Here is a 20,336-nt window from a genome sequence, read left to right as displayed (position 1 = left end):
CCTCAGCGCGCCGCGCGGATGCGCGGGTCGAGCAGCCCGTACAGCAGGTCGACCGCGAGATTGGCCGCGACCATGGTGACGGCGACCAGCAGCACCAGCGCCTGCACCACGGCGAGGTCGCGCGAGGTCACGGCGGTGACCAGCAGCCGGCCGATGCCGGGCCAGGCGAACACCGTCTCCACCACCACTGCGCCGCCGACCAGGGCGCCGAGATTGAGGCCGATGACGGTGACGATCGGGATGGCGGCGTTGGGCAGGGCGTGGCGCAGCACCCGGTACAAGGGCGGCGCGCCCTTCGCCGCGGCGGCTCGCATATAGGGCTTGTCCAGCACCTCCAGCATGGCCGAGCGGGTGAAGCGCGCCAGCGTGCCGGCGGTGTAGACGCCGAGGGTCGCGGCCGGCATCAGCAGGTGCAGGATCGAGCCGGTGCCCGAGCTCGGCAGCCATTGCAGGGTCAGCGAGAACAGCAGGATCAGCAGGATGCCGAGGAAGAAGTTCGGCAGCGCGAAGCCGAACACGGCAAAGCCCATCACCAGCCGGTCGAGGGCTGAGCCGCGGCGCAGCGCCGCGACGATGCCGGCCGGCACCCCGGCCAGGATGGCGACGGCATAGGCGGACAGGCCCAGCAGGACGGTCCAGGGCACGCGCTCGGCGATGATCTCGGTGACCGGCCTGCCGTCGCGGTAGGAGGTGCCGAACTGGCCCGACGCCATCTGCACGACATAGCGCAGATACTGCTCGGGCAGCGGCCGGTCGAGGCCCCAGGCCTCGCGGAACTGCGCGATCTCCTCGATCGTGGCGTCCGGGCCCAGCAGCGACTGCACCGGGTCGCCCGAGACCCGCAGGACGATGAAGGCGAAGGTCACGACGAACCAGAGCGTCAGGAGGGTCCGTGCAGCTTTCACCGACCAGAAGCGCACCATGCAGCAGCCTTCTCCGTTTTCGGGGGCGGGCAGGGCCGGTCTCGGGAAGGGGCCCGCGACCGCAAGGCAGCGGCCGATCCGGGGCATCGAAGGCGCTAGCGAACCACAGCGATCCCATGGGATCTATCACAAAAATACAAAGGCATTTATATCTCGTAGATATGAATAGGGGCATCGAGCTGCGGCATCTGAGCTACTTCGCCTGCCTGGCGGAGGAGCTGCATTTCGGCCGCGCCGCCGACCGCCTCGGCATGGCCCAGGCGCCGCTCAGCCAGCAGATCCGGCAGCTGGAGGAGCGGCTGGGCGTCCGACTGTTCGACCGCACCACGCGGCGGGTCAAGCTGACCGCGGCCGGCGAGATCCTGCTGCGCCACGCGCGCGACGTGCTCAGCGGCCTGGACCGCGCCATCTCTCACACCCGGGCGATCTCAGGCGAGCATGTCGGCCATCTTGTGGTCGGCGGCGTGCACCTGGCGCTGTCTCAGTTCCTGCCCGCCATCATCCGAGCGTTCCGCCAGGATTATCCGGCGGTCTCGGTCGACGTCGTGCCCCTGACCACGGCCGAGCAGCTCAAGACCCTGGACACCGGCGGCATCAACGTCGCCTTCATCCGGCCGACCACCGCGGCCGGCTTCATGCAGATGGAGCGGCTGTCGAGCGAGGGCTTCGTCGCGGTGCTGCCGAAGACGCATCCGCTCGCCGCCAAGCCCGACCTGTCGCTGCGCGACTTCTCCGGCCAGCCCTTCATCGGCTATGCGCCGATCCTCGGCGCCAGCTACAGCAACCTGGTGCTGGAGGCGTTCCGCCAGGCCGGGGTGCGGCCGATGGTGGTGCAGGACGCCTCGCACACCCTGTCGATCGTCACCCTGGCCGCGGCCGGCGTCGGCCTCGGCATCGTGCCGTCCTGGGTGTCGCACATGCCGCTGCCGGAGCTGGCCTACCGGCCGCTCGATGACCTGCCGCAGGCGGTGGAGCTGGCCATCGCCTGGCCCGCCGGCGAGACCTCACCGGCCGTGCTCGACTTCGTCCGCATCTCCCGACAGGTGGCGGCGCAGCGCCGGGCGCACTGACGCTGCGACCTCGTGGAGACGTGGGCGCTTACGAAGGACGCTGGCCTGGCACTCAAGTCGCGACGCTTGACGATACGTTCATATGCACCTATTTATCTCGCATGTCCTCTTCGCAAGCTCTCGACGACGAAACCGCCGATCTCATCGTCCGCACCTGCCTGTGCCAGCGCATCCAGCGGGCGGGGCGGGTCATCGGGCGTCGTTTCGACGAGGCGTTCCGGTCGCTCGGGATCAACAACTGGCAGTTCTCGGTCCTCGTCGCGCTCCGGCAGCTTCGGTCCCCGACCATCGGGGAAGTGGCGGAGGTGCTCGGGATGGATCGCACGACGCTGACCAAGAACCTGAAGCCGCTGGCCCGGCGCGAGTTTTTGCGCGTGGCCACCGACGAGCACGATGCGCGGGCGCGGCGCATCACCCTGACGAAGGCCGGGGAGGAGATCCTGGCCAGCGCCGGAGAGGGGTGGCATCGGGCCCAGCAGGCGGTCACGCGCGACATTCCTGCGGACGAGCTCGCGCAGCTGACGTCCTCGCTGGAGCGCTTCGGGTCTGTGGGCAAGGGCTGAACGATGGCCCCAAGACTCACAGCTTCGGCAGATACGTGCATATACACTGATTCCTGCCTGCCCCAGTCGTCGGAACCCCGCTCATGAACAAGACGCGCCTCCTGCTCTTCGTGGCTCTGCCGCTGCTGGCGATCGGCGCGGCAGGCGTCGTCGTGGTCTCCGGAGCGGCCGAAGAGCGGGCGGCGCAGGTCGATCCGCGCAGCGCTCCGCCGGCCGTCGCCATCGCCGAAGCCAAGCGGGTCGGGCATGTCGAGCGCGCGTTCACCGGCTCGATATCGGCGCGGGTGCAGAGCAATCTCGGCTTCCGGGTGCCCGGCAAGATCGTCGAGCGCATGGTCGACATCGGCGAGCGGGTCGCCGCCGGCCAGCCCCTGATGCGCATCGACGAGAACGACCTGCGCCTCGCTTTGACCGCCAGGCAGAACGCGGTGGCCGCCGCCCGCGCGATGGCGGTGCAGGCCCGCGCGGACGACAGGAGATACGCCGATCTCGTCGCGAAGGGATGGGCGACGAAGCAGCGCCATGAGCAGGCCAAGGCGGCGCTGGATTCCGCCGAGGCGCAGCTCGCCGCCGCCGAAGCCGAGGCCCGGGTCGCGGCGAACGAGGCCGGCTATTCCACCCTCGCGGCCGACGCGGACGGCGTCGTCATGGAGACGCTCGGCGAGCCCGGCCAGGTCGTCTCGGCCGGACAGGTGGTGGTGCGGCTGGCCCATGCCGGGCCGCGCGAGGCCATCGTCGCCCTACCCGAGGCGGTCAGGCCGGTCCTGGGCTCGCAGGCCGAGGCGACCGTCTACGGCCTCGACAAGCGGCGCTGGCCCGCCCGCCTGCGGCAATTGTCGGATTCCGCCGACCCGCAGACCCGGACCTACGAGGCGCGATACGTGCTGGACGGCGATGCGGCGTCGGCGCCGCTGGGCGCGACAGTGACGCTGTGGATCGCGGATGCCGATGCCGCCCAGGACGTCGAGGTCCCGATCGGTGCCGTTCTGGACAACGGCGGCAAGACCGGCGTCTGGGTGATCGACCAGGCCAGATCCACGGTCGGCTTCAGGCCGGTGACGATACGCCGGCTCGGCGAGGAGACCGCGATCGTGGCGGGCATCGAACCCGGCGAGCGGATCGCGGCGCTGGGCGCCCATCTCCTCCATGACGGCGAGACCGTCCGCATTCTGGTGGCAAAGGCGGAATCGCCATGAGCTTCAATCTTTCGGCGCTGGCCGTCCGCGAGCGCTCGGTGACGCTGTTCTTCATCATCGCGATCGCGATCGCCGGCGCCTTCGCCTTCCTCGAGCTCGGCCGCGCCGAGGATCCCGCCTTCACCGTGAAGACGCTGACCGTCACCACCGCGTGGCCGGGCGCGACGGCGCAGGAGATGCAGGACCTCGTTGCCGAACCGCTTGAGAAGCGCTTGCAGGAGCTGGCCTGGTACGACCGGGTCGAGACCATGGTGCGGCCCGGGCTGGCCTTCATGACGCTGACCCTGAAGGACAGCACCCCGCCCGCCGCGGTGCAGGCGCAGTTCTACCAGGCCCGCAAGAAGCTGGGCGACGAGGCCCGGAAGCTGCCCGCCGGGGCCATGGGCCCGTTCGTCAACGACGAGTATTCGGATGTCAGCTTTGCGCTGTATGCACTGAAGGCCAACGGCATGCCGATGCGCGCGCTGGTCCGGCAGGGCGAAGCGATTCGCCAGCAGCTCCTCCAGGTGCCCGGCGTCAAGAAGATCGACATTCTCGGCGAACGGCCGGAACGGATCTTCGTCGAGTTCTCCTATGCCAAGCTGGTCACGCTCGGCGTCTCGGCGCAGGACATCTTCGTCGCGCTGCAGCGGCAGAACGCGGTGACGCCGGCGGGGTCGATCGACACCGAGGGGCCGCAGGTCTTCATCCGCCTCGACGGCGCCTATGACGACCTTCAGAAGATCGCCGACACGCCGATCGCCGCCAGCGGCCGCACGCTCAAGCTCTCCGACATCGCCGATGTCCGGCGCGGCTACGAGGACCCGGCGACCTTCATCATCCGCCACCAGGGCGAGCCGGCATTGATGCTGTCCGCGGTGATGCAGGACGGCTGGAACGGCCTCGATCTCGGCCGCGCGCTGGAGGCGGAGACGGCGAAGATCGCAGGCAGCCTGCCGCTCGGGCTCAGCCTGACCAAGGTGACCGACCAGGCGGTGAACATCACCGAGTCGGTCGACGAGTTCATGCTGAAGTTCTTCATGGCGCTCGGGGTCGTGCTGCTGGTCAGCCTGCTCAGCCTCGGCTAGCGGGTCGGCATCGTCGTCGCGGCCGCGGTTCCTCTCACCCTCGCGGTAGTCTTCCTGGTCATGCTGGAGACCGGCCGCTTCTTCGACCGCATCACGCTCGGCGCCCTGATCCTCGCGCTCGGGCTGCTGGTCGACGACGCCATCATCGCCATCGAGGTGATGGTGGTGAAGATGGAGGAGGGCATGGACCGGATCGCGGCCGCGGCCTATGCCTGGAGCCACACGGCGGCGCCGATGCTGTCGGGCACGCTGGTGACGGTGGTCGGGCTGATGCCGGTCGGCTTCGCCCGTTCGACCGCCGGAGAGTATGCCGGCAACATCTTCTGGATCGTGGGCTTCGCCCTGATTGCCTCCTGGGTCGTGGCGGTCGCCGTCACGCCCTATCTCGGCGTGAAGCTGTTGCCCGAGATCAAGCCGGTCGAAGGCGGGCACCACGCCATCTACGACACGCCGAACTACCGGCGCCTGCGCCGGGTCATCGCCTTCGCCGTGCGCCACAAATTCCTGACCTGCGGCGCGGTGGCGATCGTCTTCGTGCTCTCCGTCATCGGCATGGGCGCGGTGAAGCAGCAATTCTTCCCGACCTCCGACCGTCCCGAGGTGCTGGTGGAGGTGCGCATGCCGGAGGGCACGAGCATCGAGGCGACGGAGCGGACGGTCGAGACGGTCGAGCGCTGGCTGGCGGACCAGCCGGAGGCGCAGATCGTCACCAGCTATGTCGGCCAGGGCGCGCCGCGATTCTTCCTGGCCATGTCCCCGGAGCTGCCCGACCCCGCCTTCGCCAAGATCGTCATCCTGACGCCGGACGCGGAGGCCCGCGAAGCCCTGAAGCACCGGCTGCGCACGGCCGTGGCCGAGGGGCTGGCGCCCGAGGCCTATCTGCGCATCACCCAGCTGGTGTTCGGCCCCTACACGCCGTTCCCGGTCGAGTTCCGGGTCATGGGGCCGGACGCCGGCGAGCTGCGCCGGATTTCCGAGCAGGCCCTCGCCATCATGCGGGGCGTGCCCGACGTGCGGCAGGCCAATCGCGATTGGGGCAACCGCGTGCCGACCCTGCGCTATGTCCTCGACCAGGACCGGCTGCGCCTGATCGGCCTGTCGCCGGCGGAAGCGGCGCAGCAGCTGCAGTTCCTGCTCACCGGCGTCACCGTCACGCAGGTCCGCGAGAACATCCGCACCGTCGACGTGGTGGCCCGCAGCGCCGGCGGCGAGCGGCTCGATCCCGCCCGCCTTGTCGACTTCTCGCTCACCAGCCGCGACGGGCGCCTGATCCCGCTCGACCAGATCGGCCATGCCGAGGTGCGCATGGAAGACCCGATCATGAAGCGGCGCGACCGGATCCCGACGATCGCCGTCCGCTCCGACATCGGCGAGGCCACCCAGCCGCCCGAAGTCTCGATGCAGGTCATGCAGGCCCTGCAGCCGCTGATCGCCTCGCTGCCCGACGGCTACCGCATCGAGATGGGCGGGTCGATCGAGGAGGCGGGCAAGGCGAATGCCGCGCTCGCCGCCGTGTTCCCGATCATGATCGCCCTGATGCTGGTCTTCATCATGCTGCAGGTCCGCTCCTTCTCGGCGACCGCCATGGTGATGCTCACCGCCCCGCTCGGCCTCGTCGGCGCCGTGCCGATCCTGCTCGCCTTCAACCAGCCCTTCGGCTTCAACGCCATCCTGGGGCTGATCGGGCTCGCCGGCATCCTGATGCGCAACACCCTGATCCTGATCGGCCAGATCAAGGAGAACCGGGATGCCGGGCTCGACGACTACCATGCGGTGGTCGAGGCGACCGTGCAGCGCGCCCGCCCGGTGATCCTGACGGCGCTGGCCGCCGTGCTCGCCTTCGTCCCGCTCACCCATTCGGTGTTCTGGGGGTCGATGGCCTACACGCTGATCGGCGGCACGGCGATCGGCACGGTGCTGATCCTGCTGTTCCTGCCGGCGCTCTACGCCGCCTGGTTCCGGGTGAAGCCTGCCGTTTCGCCTGAGCACGCCCTGGGTCACGGAAACCTGGAGGCGATCCCCGTTCCGGCCGGCGCCGAGTGACGGCGCGCATCGCGGCTGCTCACGACGCGCCGGCGTCGGCGATCCGTCTCTTCTCGAAACCGCGGAAGCTCTTGCGCGCCAGCGGCAGCAGCGTTGCCGCCAGATAGGCCAGCCCGGTCAGCAGCAGCGCGGCGTGAAGGCCGATGCCGCTGATCAGCGCGCCGCCGAAGAGCCCGCCGAACGGGATCAGGGTCCAGCAGAGTGCGGTGCTCATCGACGTGACGCGGCCGATCAAGGGCTTGGGGATCCGCTCGAACATCACGGCCGACAGGATCGGGTTGAGGAAGCCCGAGGCAAACCCGCCGATCGCCAGGGTGGCGAAGACGAGGGCGAGCGGCACGTCCACCGCGAGGACGAGGAAGCGCGGAAATCCGGTCAGGAGGAACGCGGCCGTATAGACGACGAGACGCGGCATCCGCTCGCCGATGGAGGCGGCGATGGCGGCACCCACCACGGAGCTGCCGGAGAACACCGCCAGCATCGCCCCCAGCAGTTCCGGGCCGTGCCCCGCATCCCGCGTCCAGACCGGCAGCAGAACGGCGTGAAAGGCCTGATCCAGGAGATTGGTGGTGGCCACCATGATGACGATGCCCATCAGCACCGCATCCCGGCGCAGGAAGGTCCAGCCTTCCAGCAACTCCCGGCCATAGGACGCCGTCGCCGCGGCCGGGGCGTGGCGCTGCACCGGAATGCCCACCCCGACGATCAGGGCGGCGACGGCGAAGGTGACGGCATTGAAGACCAGGGCCTGGGCCGGGCCGGTCACGGCGATCAGCGCGCCGGCGCCGGCCGCGCCCACCGTCGATGCCAGCCGTTCGATGGTGCCGACGACGCCGGTCACCCGTTCCAGCGGCACCGCCGCCCGCTCGGCAATGTCCGGCACCATCGATTGCTTGGCCGCGTCGGCCGGACCGCGCAGCACGCCGATGACGAAGACGATCGGAAGCAGGACCGGGATGGTGAGCATGCCCAGGAGATGCAGCAGGGGCACCAGCCCGACCGCGACCACCGAGGCCGCATCGCAGACGATGGCGATCCGCTTGGGGCCGGCGCGGTCGATCAGCGGGCCGCTGAGCGCCTTGGCGACGACATAGGGCAGCATCTCCATCATCGCCACCAGCCCGGTCGACATGGGGCTGTTCGTCGTGCTCAGCACCAGCCAGGGAATGGCGATCGTCGACAGCCTCGTGCCGGAAATGGAGAACGTCTCCGCGACGGCGAGGGCGAGAAAGGGTGCGCGTGCGCTCACGGCTCACCATCCTCGTCCCGGTGCGGCAGGCGGCCCGGATACGGGAAGGCGTGCAGCATGATGGTGAAGGGCGCCATGCCCGGAGGCAGCGGTTCCCCAAGGGGCGGGGCGGCCCGCATCGCCTCCAGCATGACGTCGGTCAGCCGCCGGGTCAGGGTCTCGGCCTGATCCGCCGTCAGCGGGATGATCACGTCGCTGGTCGTGCTCGCCTTGCGCCAAGGGGCCGGCAGCTCGGGATATTCCTCGACGGCCCGCTGCATCTGGCCGACCTGCAGGGATAGCGCTGCCTGGGTGAAGGCGACGCCGGCATCCAGTTCCGCGCCCTCGGCTTCGGTCTCGAGCACGGATGTCAGTTCGTGGCTGGCGCGCCACCAGCGGTCGCGGCGCGAGGGTCCTGGCGCGTCCTCGATGAAGCCGTACTGGGCCAGTTGGCGCAGGTGATAGCTCGTCGCGCCGCTGTTGAGGCCCAGCCGCGCCGCCAATTGCGTCGCGGTGGCAGGGCCATCGACCCTGAGCATGCCCAGCATCCGCAATCGAACCGGATGCGCCAACGCCTTCAGGGCCGTCGGATCGGGAACGACCTGGCTCACGGCGCGAGGCGCGGTCGCGGCGGCAGTCGGACCAAGGCGAGGGAATTTCATCCACCGAGCTTAATTTTACAAAGGCATGTTTGCAAAGGTTTCTTTGTAAACGCACGAAGGGTGCCCCGCTTGGCGTCTTCTCTTGATGGTGAAAATCTGACGCTTGCCGCCGGACGACGACAGCCGGTGTGGACGGGAAGCGGAAGTCACCAGAGGTGGTGACAAGACTCCGGACTTCGGCCAAGATGATCGGCGTCAGCGATCAGCCAGCGGCATTGCCGCTCTCGCATGTCCAATCTCTACCGAGAAATTTACGTCTGGCGGCGTGTCAATGCCGCCAAGTCGGTTCGTTATGCCTGCTTCGAGAACTTATATCGGAGGGGCTATTGTGTACTTGCGGCAGACTTCTTCAATTTTCCACTAGATCCTCGATTGCAGGCTTGTCAGGACCGCAACCTAATCGAGCTTTTGACGGAAGAAGACTTGTCGGAACGTTGCGAGTGGTTTTCTACGCTTCAGGAAGCCATCGAGCGCCATGACAGTGATTTTCAAAGCTTTTGGGACTCATAAGGTCCGCTTTGGGGCCGTCTCCCGCCATTCCCCGCGGGTGCCAAGCGTCAGATTTGCACGACGGTGCCGATAGCCGAAACAGCGCGCCGTTTCGGCTTGCGCCGCAGCCGCCCTGCATGGTTAATCGTGCAACCTGCTTAATCGTGATATCAGGAGCCGATGCCCGGCAAACCGCCCTCCATGCTCGATCTCGCGCGCCGGCTCGGCGTGTCGCGGGCGACCGTGTCGAACGCGCTGCGCGGCAAGGGGCGGCTGTCGCCCGAGCTGGCGGGGCGGATCCGCGCTCTGGCGGCGGAGCTGCGCTACGTCCCGGCCCATGCCGGCCGGGCGCTGCGCACCGGCCGCAGCGCCACCATCGGGCTGATCGTGCCGGATTTCGGCCAGCCGCTGTTCCCGATCTTCGCCCAGGCGATCGAGCGCGCCGCCAAGAGCCGCGGCGTCGCCGTGCTGGTCGGCGACAGCCTGGGCACGGCCGACGGGCAGGCGGCGGAGATCGCCAACCTGGTCGGCCGCGGCATCGATGCGCTGGTGATCATCCCGACCCGCGGCACCATGGTCGACGCCGCCGCCATCCCGGTGCCGGTGGCGGTGATCGACAGCGCCGCCACCCGCGGCAACACGGCGGCCAGCAACCATCGCGACGGCGGTCGCCAGGTTGCCCGCCACCTGATCGAACTCGGCCACCGCGACATCCTGCTGCTGGCAGGACCCAAGGATTCCAAGGTGTCGCGCGAGCGCACCGACGGCATGCGCGAGGTGTTCGCCCGGGCCGGCATCACCCCGCGAATCCGGCATTCCGTCACCAGCTTCGAGATGGGCGCTGAGATCGGCGCCGAGGTCGACCTCGCCGGCGTCACCGCCTGCGCCGCGGCCTATGACGCGCTGGCCGTCGGCTTCGTCACCGGCTTGGCCGCGCGCGGCGTGCGGGTGCCGCAGGACGTCTCGGTCACCGGCTTCGACGACCTGATGTGGGCGCGTATCGTCTCGCCGCCCTTGACCACCGTGCGGCAGGACCTCGCCGCCATCGCCGACCATGCGCTGGCCGTGGCCACCGGCGAGCGCCAGGGGGCACGGGTGTTTCCGGTCGAGCTCGTGCTGCGGGCTTCGACCGCCGCGCCACGACACGTCAACGACAACCGAAGAGGGGGTGCTTCATGATCCCGACCCGCATCGCCGCCGGCGCCGCGCTGGCTGTTCTCGGCCTCTCGCCCGCCTTTGCCGAGACTCCGACGCTGACCATCTCGGTCTACGGCATCGCCCAGGATGCCTATAAGAAGGACCTGTACGACCCGTTCGAGGCGAGCTGCGGCTGCAAGCTGGTGGTCGAGACCGGCAACAGCAGCGAGCGGCTGGCGAAGCTGGAGGCCAACAAGGCGTCGCCGGTGATCGATGTCGCCGCGATCGCCGACTTCAACGCGCTGGAGGCGGCGAGGAAGGACCTGATCCAGCCGATCGACGTGTCGAAGCTGTCGAATTACGGCGCGCTCTACGACCTGGCCCAGGACCCGCTCGGCGGCCATCTGGCGGTCGGCTACACCTTCTATTCGACCAGCATCGTCTACCGCTCGGACAAGGTCTCGATCGCCAGCTGGAAGGACCTGTTCAAGCCCGAGCTGGCCGGCCGCATCGCCCTGCCGAACATCACCACCACCCAGGGGCCGCTGGCGGTCTACATGATCGACAAGGCCGAGGGCGGCACCACGCCGGACCTGAGAGCCGGCATCGACGCCATCGCCGCGCACCGGGAGGACGTGGTCACCTTCTACGAGCGCGGCTCGCAGATCCCGCAGCTGTTCGAGCAGGAGGAGATCCTGGCCGCGGTGGTCGGCCGCTTCGGCTGGGCCAACATCAGGAAGCTCGACCTGCCGATAAAGTGGGCCACCCCGAGCGAGGGCCAGACCGGCGGCATGAACGTGCTGACCCTGGTCAAGGGCACGAAGAACGAGGCGCTGGCGCTGAAGTTCATCGATTACTGGCTGTCGCAGGAGGTGCAGACGAAGCTGGCCATGGACCTGGTCGACAGCCCGGCCAACACGTCGGTCGAGGTGCCGGCCGAGACGGCGGAGGCGCTGACCTACGGCGCCGAGACGGCGGCCAGCCTCAGCTTCATCAAGCCCGCGGCGATGCTGGAGAACCGTGAGGCCTGGGTCGCCGGCTGGAACGCCAAGGTCGCGCAGTAGGCCGGGGCCATGGACAGGCTCAAGCATAGGCGCTCCGAACAGGAGGCTTTCTCTCAGCTGTCATTGCCGGGCTTGACCCGGCAATCCAGAGGGTGTCGAGACCTTCTGGATGCCAGGGTCAAGCCCGGGCATGACAATCTTTTATTCAGTTTAGAGTTCTGAGCGCCGCATGTTCGAGAAGCGAGGCATCGGCCTGGCCTTGATGGCGCCCGCGGCGCTGTTCGTCGCGGCCGGCTTCCTGCTGCCGGTTGCGATCCTGCTGGCCGGCAGCTTCCACTCCGCCGCCGGCTGGGGGCTGGAGAACTTCACCGAGTTCTTCGCCAAGCCGCTGAACCGCGACGTGTTCTTCCGCACCTTCCGCCTGGCCCTGACGGTCACGGCGGTGGCGGCGGTGGTCGGCTATGCCGTGGCGCTGGTGATCGTCGACGCCTCGCCCGGGGTGAAGGGCAAGCTGGTCGGCCTGCTGGTGCTGCCGCTGATGATCTCGCCGGTGGCGCGCACCTATGCCTGGCTGGTGATCCTCGGCCGCACCGGCATCGTCAATGTGGCGCTGACCGGGCTCGGCCTGTCGGACGAGCCGATCCGCTTCCTGTTCAGCGAGACCGCGATCTTCATCGGCCTGATCCAGCTGTTCTTCCCGCTGATGGTACTGCCGCTGGTCAGCGCGCTGGAGAACCTGCCGGCCGACGTGGTGCCGGCGGCCCGGGTGCTCGGCGCCTCCTGGTGGACGGTGTTCCGGCGCATCCTGCTGCCGCTGACCCGCGAGGGGCTGGTGGTCGGCGGCACGCTGGTCTTCGTCGGCTCGCTCACCGCCTATGTCACCCCGGCGATCCTCGGCGGGTCCAAGGTGCTGATGCTGGAGACGCTGATGTACCAGCGCGTCTCGGTCGCCAACGACTATGCCGCCGCCGGGGTCATCGCCGTGATCCTGATCGGCATGAGCATCGTGACCCATAGCGGGCTGAAGCGGCTGGCCACGGGGCGGCGGAGGGCCGGCTGATGCGCCTCGCCGGCCACACCCTGCTCGCCGCCGTGATGGTGTTCCTGATCGGCCCGTTCCTGCTGATCTGCATCGCCGGCCTGTCCGCCGGCGAGACCCTGGCCTTCCCGCCGCAGGCCCTGTCGCTGCGCTGGGTCGAGAAGGTGTTCGAGGTCGAGAGCTTCCGCTCCTCGTTCGCCCTGTCGATGGCGCTCGGCCTCGGCGCCACCGGGGCGGCGCTTCTGCTCGGCATCCCCGCGGCTTACGCGCTGGAGCGCTACGATCTGCCGGGGCGCGAGGCGGTGCGCGGCGTGGTCACGGCGCCGATCATCGTGCCCGGCATCATCGTCGGCCTGGCGCTGCTGCGGCACCTGGTGATCCCGGCCGGCATCCCGGTCATGGCCGCGCTGTTCGTCGCCCACACGGCGCTGCTGGTGCCCTATGCCGTGCGCATCACCTCGGCCAGCCTGAAGAACCTGCGGGTCGACCTGGAGGAGGCGGCGGTGCTGCTCGGCGCCAGCCGGGCCGGGGCCTTCTTCCGGGTGGTGCTGCCGAACATCCGCAACGGCATCATGGCCGCCTTCGTCATCGGCTTCGTCACCTCCTTCAACCAGGTGCCGGTGTCGCTGTTCCTGTCCGGCCCTGGGGTCTCGACGCTGCCGATCGACATGATGTTCTACATGGAATTCAACTACGACCCGTCGGTGGCCGCGCTGTCGGGCCTGCTGGCCCTGATGTCGCTCGCCATCGTGCTGGTCGCCGAACGCCTGCTGGGGCTGTCCCGCTATGTCTGACGCCTTCCTCGATATCAACGGGCTGACGCTCGCCTATCACGGCCAGGTCGCGGTCGATCGGCTGACCGTGTCGATCCGGCGCGGCGAGCTGGTGGCGCTGCTTGGTCCCTCCGGCTGCGGCAAGACCACGACGATGCGCGCCATCGCCGGGCTGATGGCCCCGGCCGGCGGGCGGATCACCCTGGCCGGGCGCGACATCACCCGGGTGCCGGCCAACAAGCGCGGCGTCGGGCTGGTGTTCCAATCCTACGCGCTGTTCCCGCATCTGACGGTGGCCGAGAACGTCGCCTTCGGCCTGCGGCTGAAGAAGCTGCCGGAGAAGGAGATCGCCGCCCGGGTCGGCGCGGCCCTGGCCAATGTCGGCCTGTCCGGCTTCGCCCAGCGCCTGCCCAAGGCCCTGTCCGGTGGCCAGCAGCAGCGCGTCGCCCTGGCCCGGTCGATCGTGGTCGAGCCGCAACTGCTGCTCCTGGACGAGCCGCTGTCCAACCTCGACGCCCGGCTGCGGCTGGAGATGCGCAGCGAGCTGAGCCGGCTGCAGCGCGAGCTCGGCATCACCATGATCTACGTCACCCACGACCAGGCCGAGGCGCTGGCCCTGGCCGACCGGATCATCGTCATGCGCGCCGGCCAGATCGAGCAGATGGGCCGGCCGGACGAGATCTACGAGGCGCCGCGCTCGCCCTTCGTCGCCCGCTTCATGGGCTTCGAGAACACTTTTGCGGTGGAGGAGGGCAGGCTGGCCACTGCGGGCGGCAGCCTGGCGCCGGGCTTCGCCCTGCCGGCGGCGGCCAAGGCGCTGGGCTGGCGGCCGCAGGCGGTGGCTTTGGGCGCCGGGCCGCATCGCGGCCGGGTGCGCGGCGTCTCCTATCTCGGCCAGACCGTCGAATACCTGCTGGAGACGCCGGCGGGGCCGATCAAGGCCGAGGTGCCGGCGGCCGCGCCTCGGCACGAGGCCGGGGCCGAGATCGCCTTCGACCTGCCGCTGGCGACCGCTGCGGTGATGGAGCGGGCATGATGCGCCGGGTCTGGATCGACACCGATATGGGCTTCGACGATGCCGTCGCCATCGCCATGGTGGCGGACGCGCCGGATGTCGCGGTCGCCGGCCTGTCGCTGGTCGCCGGCAACGCCCCGCTCGACCGGGTGGCGCAGAACGCCCGCGACGCCGCCGCCTTCTTCGGCTGGGCCATGCCGATCCATCCTGGCCGCGACCGGCCGATGCTGGGCGACCTCGTCACCGCCGCCTATGCCCTCGGCGACGGCGCCATGCCCACGGTCGGGCGCACCCTGCCCGAGGCCGACACGCCGCTGTCCGGGGAGCCGGCGCTTTCGGCCCTGGTCCGGTACCTGGAGGAGGGCGGGTCCGAGATCCTGGCACTGGGGCCGCTGACCAACATCGCCGCCCTGGTGCTCGCCCGGCCCGATCTGGCGGCGCGGATCCGACTGGTCTGGATGGGCGGCAGCGCCGGCCCCGGCAATCACACCGCCGTCGCCGAGTTCAACGCCGCGGTCGACCCGGAGGCGATCCAAGCGGTGATCGATGCCGGGGTGCGCATTTCCATGGTTGGGCTCGACGCCTGCCGTCCGGTCACGGTCTCGGTCGCCGATGCCGACACGCTGCGCGCGATCGGCGGCGACCGCGCCACGGTGCTGGCCGACCTGCTGGAGGGTTATGCCTCCATCGGCCAGCCGGGGGTGCCGCATCCGCTCTACGACCCGGTGGCGGCGGCCGCCTGGATCGAGCCGCAGACGCTCGGTTTCCGCCCGGCCCGGCTGGACGCCGAGCTGTCCGGCCGGCTGACCCGCGGCATGACCGTCATCGAATGGCGGGTGCCGCGCAAGGCCGCCGCCAATGCCGACATCGCCACCGTGCCGGATGTCGAGCGCATCCGGGCGATGGCGCTCGGCGCGCTGGAACGCACCGCCCAACCCAAGGTCCAGCCATGACTCGCGAGCCCCACGACCTGGACGAACCCGGCCTGCGCGACCGCGCCGTGCGCGCCGCCCGCGGGATCGAGCCGTTTGACGTGCTGATCACCGGCGCCCGGCTGGTCGACGTCGCCACCTCGGAGATCCGCGCGGCCGATATCGGCCTGGTCGGGCCGCTGGTCGCCAGCGTGCACGCCCCGGGCAGCCGCGGCGATGCCGGCCGGGGGATCGATGCCGCCGGCCGCTTCGTCGCGCCCGGGCTGATCGACACGCATATGCATGTCGAAAGCTCGATGGTGACGCCGCGGCGCTATGCCGAGGTGGTGGTGCCGCAGGGCACGACCACGATCTGCTGGGACCCGCACGAGGTCGGCAACGTCGCCGGCCTGGCGGGGGTGCGCTGGGCGGTTGAGGCGGGGCAGGGGCTGCCGCTGCGGATCCTGACGCTGGCCCCGTCCTGCGTGCCCTCGGCGCCGGGGCTGGAGGTGGCGGGCGCGGAGTTCGGCGGCGGCGAGATGGCGGAGATGCTGCGCTGGCCCGAGATCGCCGGCGTCGCCGAGGTGATGAACATGCGCGGCGTGCTCGAGCGCAGCGAGCCGATGCAGGGCGTGGTCGTCGCCGGCCTCGCCAGCGGCAAGCTGGTCTGCGGCCATGCCCGCGGGCTGGAGGGCGCGTCGCTGCAAGGCTTCGCCGCCGCGGGCATCCAGTCGGACCACGAGATCACCTCGGGCGACGACCTGCTGGCCAAGCTGCGCGCCGGCTTCACGGTCGAGCTGCGCGGGTCGCACGACTACGTCCTGCCTGGCACGGTGCAGGCGCTGGCCACCCTGCCGCACCTGCCTCAGACCCTGACGATCTGCACCGACGACATCTTTCCGGACGACCTCGTCGCCGTCGGCGGCATCGCCGACGTGCTGCGGCGGCTGATCCGCTACGGCATGCGCCCGGTCGATGCGATCCGGGCGGCGACGCTGAACGCGGCGATGCGGCTCGGCCGCCGCGACCTCGGCCTGGTCGCGCCCGGCCGCCGCGCCGACCTGGTCGTGCTCGACGGGCTGAAGACGCTGGGCGTCGAGCGGGTCTTCGCCTCGGGCCGTGAGGTCGCGGCGGAGGGACGCCTGACCGCGGGGCCGCTCGGCCGCCCGGCCGATGCCTTCCACAACAGCGTGAAGGTGCCGCCGCTGACCGCCGAAGATTTCGTCCTCCGCCTGCCGGGCCGCGGCACGGCCGTGGTCAACTCGATCTTCCGGCCGCGCTTCACCGAATGGCGCGACCTCGCGGTCGAGGTGAGGGACGGCGCGGTGGTGCTGCCGGCTGACCGCATCCTGATGGCGGTGATCCACCGCCACGGCCGGCGCGCGGCCGTGCCGCAGATCGGCATCCTGGATGATTGGGGCCACTGGCGCGGCGCGCTGGCCACCACGATCTCCCACGACAGCCACAACCTGACCGTGTTCGGCCGCGATCCGGCCGACATGGCGGCGGCGGCCAATGCGGTGATCGCGGCCGGCGGCGGCATGGCGGTGGCCGAAGGCGGCGCCGTGACCGCGCTGGTGGCGCTGCCGGTCTGCGGCCTCTTGTCCGACGCGCCGGCGTTGGAGGTGGCCGCGGATTTCGCCGCGGTCAAGGCGGCGGCGGACCGCATCGTCGACTGGCAGCCGCCCTACCGCAGCTTCAAGGCAGTGGTCGGCGCCAGCCTGGCCTGCAACCCCGGGCCGCATGTCACCGATCTCGGCCTGACCGACGGCACCACCGGCGAGATCCGACCTCTGGTGGCAGCGGGCTGAGTCGCGAGAACATCTTGCGGATCAGGCGCCTCTATACCGGAGCGCATCGACGACGACCTCGAATGCAGGCGAGTTCTGGCGCCTGCTCGGGTAGTATATGTAGTATCCCTCGAAGCTCGGTGACCAGTCTTCGAGCAGTAGAATCAGCCGCCCATCGGCAACCTGCGGTGCCACGAGACTTTCGGGGACATAGGCGATCCCGTAGCCATTCAGGGCCGCATCGACCATGGGGTAGGAGCTGTTGAAGGTGAACTGCCCATCCACCCTGACCCGAAGATCCTTGCCGTCCTTGGCAAACTCCCATGCGTAGAGGCCTCCCGCCGTAGCCTGGCGCATGTTGATGCAATCGTGCGCGATCAGGTCTTGCGGATGGTTCGGCACGGGATGGGCCGCAAGATATCGGGGTGAAGCGACGGCGATCATGCGCCAGTCCGGCCCGACCCGGACCGCGATCATGTCCTTCTCGACGCTCTCGCCCAGCCGAATGCCGGCATCGAAGCCGTCCTCGACGATGTTGCGGAGCCCGTTGTCGATGCTCAGCTCGAGCTTGATGTCCGGGTAGGAGCTCAGGACCGGCCGCAGCTTCGGCCACACGACGCTCTCGAAGGCATGGTCCGACAGGGTTATCCTGACGGTCCCGGCCGGCTTGTCGCGAAACGCCATGAGCGCGGCGATTTCCGCCTCGATCTCGGCGACGCGCGGCGCCAGTGACTGCCGCAAGCGCTCTCCTGCCTCGGTCGGCGCGACGCTTCGCGTCGTCCGCGTCAGGAGCCGGATACCCATGCGCGATTCCAGGCCCTTTATGGTGTGGCTGAGGGTCGACTGGGCAATGCCGAGCTTCGCGGCTGCCCTGGTGAAGCTGCGCTCTTCGGCGACCGCCAGGAACCACAGCAGGTTGTTGAAGTCTTCCCTGGCCATCGGCGCTCCTTGCGATCATCGCACAGGATTTATAGCTCATATCGATAAATTCAAGCGAATTGTGGCCTCTAATCCATAGGATCCGCCACTGCTAGCTTCAGCGCGTACACGCGGGTGAAAGGCGCAACATGCAATCGACCTATGACGAGACGCTGGTGAGGCCGCGCGCAGCCTGGGGCGCGGTGACGTCCATGGCGCTCTGCGTCGCGGCCCTTATCGCGTCCGAGTTCATGCCGGTGAGCCTGCTGACGCCGATTGCGAACGATCTTGGGCTCGCCGAAGGCCAGGCCGGGCAGTCGATCTCGATCTCGGGCCTCTTCGCCGTGCTCACCAGCCTGTTCATCGCGGGGCTGACCCGGCGCATCGACCGCAAGATCGTCCTGGCGTCGTTCTCCGTGCTGCTGATCGCCTCCGGGACGATCGTGACCTTCGCCCCGGATTACCCGATCCTGATGCTCGGTCGCGCGCTCTTGGGCGTCGCGATCGGCGGGTTCTGGTCGATGTCCACCGCGATCGTCATGCGGCTGCTGCCGGAGGATGCGGTGCCCCGGGGCTTGGCGATGCTCAACGCCGGCAATGCCGTCGCGGCGACGATCTCGGCCCCGCTCGGGAGCTTTCTGGGGGCCTATATCGGCTGGCGGGGCGCCTTCTTCCTGGTGGTGCCGCTCACCTTGCTGGCGCTGATCTGGCAGTGGATAAGCATGCCGTCGCTGCCGCCCCGGCGGCGGGCCGGCCGGGGGAATGTGTTCCGGCTGCTGCGGCGCCGCCAGATCGCCCTGGGCATGACGTCGATCTTCCTGCTGTTCATGGGGCAGTTCGCGCTGTTCACCTATTTGCGGCCGTTCCTCGAATCCGTCTCCGGCTATTCGGTTTCGGCGCTGTCGCTGGCCCTCCTGCTGATGGGGCTTGCGGGTGTCGCGGGCACCTGGTGCATCAGCCGATTGCTTCGCACGCGCCTCTATTCGATCGTGATCGCGATTCCTCTGGTGATGGCCGGGATCGCGATCCTGCTGATCGCCATGGGCTCCATGCAGGTGCCGACGGCCCTCCTGCTGGTCGCGTGGGGCTTCTTCGGCACCGCTGCGCCGGTGGGCTGGGGAACCTGGCTGAGCCGCGTCCTGCGCGACGACGCCGAAGCCGGCGGAGGCCTGCAGGTCGCCATCATCCAGCTTGCGATCACGGTCGGCGCGGCAATCGGCGGCCTGCTGTTCGACTGGACAGGCTGGCGGAGCTCCTTCGCATTCGCGGCGGTCCTGCTGCTGGGATCGTCGCTGGCCGCGGTCGCGGCATGGTTCGAATGGGAGCTCTCGCATGAAGCCTGAACCTCGATCGTTCGGGCGCCGAGCCCTTCTCGCGGCCGCTCTCGTCGGCACCGTCATGCCATACGCGGTACCGGCTCAAACCGCGCCGCGCAACACGGCTGACCTGGGAGGAACCGAGATGAAGATACGGATTGCCTTCAACGGCCGCGACTTTACGGCCACCCTCGACGACACCCCGTCGGCCCGCGACCTTGCATCGATGCTGCCGCTCGATCTCACCATCGACGACTACTCGACCAACGAGAAGATCGCGTATCTGCCGCGAAAGCTCACCGAGGACGGCAGCGGGCCGTTCACGAACGAGGCCCCGGGCGACCTCTGCTATTACGTCCCGTGGGGCAACCTGGCGTTCTTCTACGCCGGCTACCGCTATTCGAAAGGGCTGATCCGGCTCGGCCGGCTGGACGGAGGCATCGAGCCGCTGCTGGTCCGCGGCGAACTCCCGCTCCGCGTCGAGGCCCTGTCCTGACCGTCACCGCCTGCCGATGGTCGAGGACAGCGCCGCGCGGACGATCTGCCAGGCGGCTTCGACCAGCCCGGCGGTGACCCGGCCGGCGGCCGGGGCGTCGCCGCGGCGGATGGCGTCGATCATCTGCTGGTTGGCCTCGATCGCGATCGCGGTCATCTCCACCGACACGCCATAGGCCAGGTGGCGGTAACGCAGCGCCGGCCTCTGCACGATGGCCAGCAGGCGCTGCAGCACGGCGTTGCCCGAGGCCTCGTGCAAGGCCTCGGTAAGCGCGACATTGGCGTCGAAGCAGCGCTCGACGTCGCCGGCCTCCAGCGCCGACCGCATCGCCGCGAGGGCGACTGACAGCTCGCCGGCGACCGCGACCGGGTTGGCCGACCGGGCCGCACCCTCCGCCGCCAGCGCCTCCAGCTTGACCCGGCAGGAATAGATCTGGTCGAGATCGGCCAGCGACATCGGCGCCACCCGCACGCCCTGGCGCGGCCGGCGGATCACCAGGCCGGTGCCCTCCAGCAGCCGCAGCGCCTCGCGCACCGGCGACCGGCTGATGCCGTAGCGCTCGCACAGTTCCTCCTCCACCAGCTTGGTGCCGGGAGGCAGCTCGCGCAGGATGATCTTGCGCTCGAGGAAGGCGAGCACCGTCTGCGACAGCACCGGCCGGCGCGGGACGCCGCTATCTTCGTCCGGGGTTTCCAT

At 69.4% G+C, this 20,336-nt stretch carries 17 protein-coding genes and 1 pseudogene; 13 read left to right on the top strand and 5 right to left on the bottom strand.

Annotated elements, in window-relative coordinates:
* Positions 1–2 precede the first annotated feature (2 nt).
* Positions 3–923 carry an ABC transporter permease gene (locus QFZ27_RS32805; RefSeq protein WP_429230658.1) on the bottom strand — a complete coding sequence of 307 codons (921 nt, stop codon included), beginning with the start codon at positions 921–923 and terminating at the stop codon, positions 3–5.
* A gap of 161 nt (positions 924–1,084) precedes the next feature.
* Here QFZ27_RS32805 and QFZ27_RS32800 point away from each other — a divergent pair, with 161 nt between their 5' ends.
* The 4 genes and pseudogenes from QFZ27_RS32800 to QFZ27_RS32785 all read left to right on the top strand — a co-directional run bounded on the left by QFZ27_RS32800 (position 1,085) and on the right by QFZ27_RS32785 (position 6,862).
* Entirely contained in the window at positions 1,085–1,993 is a 909-nt protein-coding gene (locus tag QFZ27_RS32800; protein ID WP_429230657.1) for a LysR substrate-binding domain-containing protein, read from the top strand.
* A 20-nt stretch (positions 1,994–2,013) separates the two neighbouring features.
* Positions 2,014–2,556, top strand: coding sequence for a MarR family winged helix-turn-helix transcriptional regulator (locus QFZ27_RS32795; RefSeq protein ID WP_429230656.1), 543 nt, complete (start codon positions 2,014–2,016; stop codon positions 2,554–2,556).
* Positions 2,557–2,639: 83 nt separating this feature from the next.
* Entirely contained in the window at positions 2,640–3,752 is a 1,113-nt protein-coding gene (locus QFZ27_RS32790; protein ID WP_429230655.1) for an efflux RND transporter periplasmic adaptor subunit, read from the top strand.
* Positions 3,749–6,862 (top strand): annotated as a pseudogene (locus QFZ27_RS32785) (efflux RND transporter permease subunit). Before QFZ27_RS32790 ends, QFZ27_RS32785 begins: the two are co-directional and overlap by 4 nt.
* A 19-nt stretch (positions 6,863–6,881) precedes the next feature.
* Here the strand turns inward: QFZ27_RS32785 and QFZ27_RS32780 are convergent.
* Both QFZ27_RS32780 and QFZ27_RS32775 read right to left on the bottom strand, forming a co-directional pair.
* Complete coding sequence (locus QFZ27_RS32780; RefSeq protein ID WP_429230654.1) at positions 6,882–8,111, bottom strand: MFS transporter; 1,230 nt, start codon at positions 8,109–8,111, stop codon at positions 6,882–6,884.
* A complete protein-coding gene (locus QFZ27_RS32775; protein WP_429230653.1) occupies positions 8,108–8,752 on the bottom strand; it encodes an ArsR/SmtB family transcription factor in 645 nt (214 codons plus the stop codon). The genes QFZ27_RS32780 and QFZ27_RS32775 overlap by 4 nt, the downstream gene beginning before the upstream one ends.
* 669 nt (positions 8,753–9,421) lie before the next feature.
* On the opposite strand from QFZ27_RS32775, the gene QFZ27_RS32770 reads away from it, so the two are divergent.
* The 7 genes from QFZ27_RS32770 (at position 9,422) to QFZ27_RS32740 (ending at position 16,931) form a co-directional block, all read left to right on the top strand.
* Entirely contained in the window at positions 9,422–10,420 is a 999-nt protein-coding gene (locus QFZ27_RS32770; RefSeq protein WP_429230652.1) for a LacI family DNA-binding transcriptional regulator, read from the top strand.
* Positions 10,417–11,442 carry an ABC transporter substrate-binding protein gene (locus tag QFZ27_RS32765; protein ID WP_429230651.1) on the top strand — a complete coding sequence of 342 codons (1,026 nt, stop codon included), beginning with the start codon at positions 10,417–10,419 and terminating at the stop codon, positions 11,440–11,442. The genes QFZ27_RS32770 and QFZ27_RS32765 overlap by 4 nt, the downstream gene beginning before the upstream one ends.
* Before the next feature lie 169 nt (positions 11,443–11,611).
* Entirely contained in the window at positions 11,612–12,442 is an 831-nt protein-coding gene (locus tag QFZ27_RS32760; RefSeq protein WP_429230650.1) for an ABC transporter permease, read from the top strand.
* Complete coding sequence (locus QFZ27_RS32755) at positions 12,442–13,215, top strand: ABC transporter permease (RefSeq protein ID WP_429230649.1); 774 nt, start codon at positions 12,442–12,444, stop codon at positions 13,213–13,215. The genes QFZ27_RS32760 and QFZ27_RS32755 overlap by 1 nt, the downstream gene beginning before the upstream one ends.
* Positions 13,208–14,230: an ABC transporter ATP-binding protein gene (locus QFZ27_RS32750; protein WP_429230648.1), complete on the top strand. Its 1,023-nt coding sequence runs from the start codon at positions 13,208–13,210 to the stop codon at positions 14,228–14,230. Before QFZ27_RS32755 ends, QFZ27_RS32750 begins: the two co-directional genes overlap by 8 nt.
* Complete coding sequence (locus tag QFZ27_RS32745) at positions 14,227–15,162, top strand: nucleoside hydrolase (protein WP_429230647.1); 936 nt, start codon at positions 14,227–14,229, stop codon at positions 15,160–15,162. The genes QFZ27_RS32750 and QFZ27_RS32745 overlap by 4 nt, the downstream gene beginning before the upstream one ends.
* Entirely contained in the window at positions 15,159–16,931 is a 1,773-nt protein-coding gene (locus QFZ27_RS32740; RefSeq protein ID WP_429230646.1) for an adenine deaminase, read from the top strand. The genes QFZ27_RS32745 and QFZ27_RS32740 overlap by 4 nt, the downstream gene beginning before the upstream one ends.
* Positions 16,932–16,952: 21 nt before the next feature.
* Here QFZ27_RS32740 and QFZ27_RS32735 read toward each other — a convergent pair whose 3' ends face one another.
* The gene (locus tag QFZ27_RS32735; protein ID WP_429230645.1) at positions 16,953–17,849 is read right to left on the bottom strand and encodes a LysR family transcriptional regulator; all 897 of its coding nucleotides are present in this window, start codon (positions 17,847–17,849) and stop codon (positions 16,953–16,955) included.
* Positions 17,850–17,977: 128 nt separating this feature from the next.
* On the opposite strand from QFZ27_RS32735, the gene QFZ27_RS32730 reads away from it, so the two are divergent.
* Together QFZ27_RS32730 and QFZ27_RS32725 are read left to right on the top strand one after the other, a co-directional pair.
* Positions 17,978–19,171 carry an MFS transporter gene (locus tag QFZ27_RS32730; RefSeq protein ID WP_429230644.1) on the top strand — a complete coding sequence of 398 codons (1,194 nt, stop codon included), beginning with the start codon at positions 17,978–17,980 and terminating at the stop codon, positions 19,169–19,171.
* A gap of 118 nt (positions 19,172–19,289) precedes the next feature.
* Positions 19,290–19,640: a cyclophilin-like fold protein gene (locus QFZ27_RS32725; RefSeq protein WP_429230643.1), complete on the top strand. Its 351-nt coding sequence runs from the start codon at positions 19,290–19,292 to the stop codon at positions 19,638–19,640.
* A 3-nt stretch (positions 19,641–19,643) separates the two neighbouring features.
* Here the strand turns inward: QFZ27_RS32725 and QFZ27_RS32720 are convergent, their stop codons facing one another.
* A complete protein-coding gene (locus QFZ27_RS32720; RefSeq protein ID WP_429230642.1) occupies positions 19,644–20,336 on the bottom strand; it encodes a GntR family transcriptional regulator in 693 nt (230 codons plus the stop codon).

This window comes from Inquilinus ginsengisoli (assembly GCF_050434925.1).
Lineage (GTDB): Bacteria > Pseudomonadota > Alphaproteobacteria > DSM-16000 > Inquilinaceae > Inquilinus > Inquilinus ginsengisoli_B.
The sequence above is the reverse complement of the archived record's forward strand: the minus strand, read 5'-3'. Positions and strand labels throughout refer to the sequence as shown.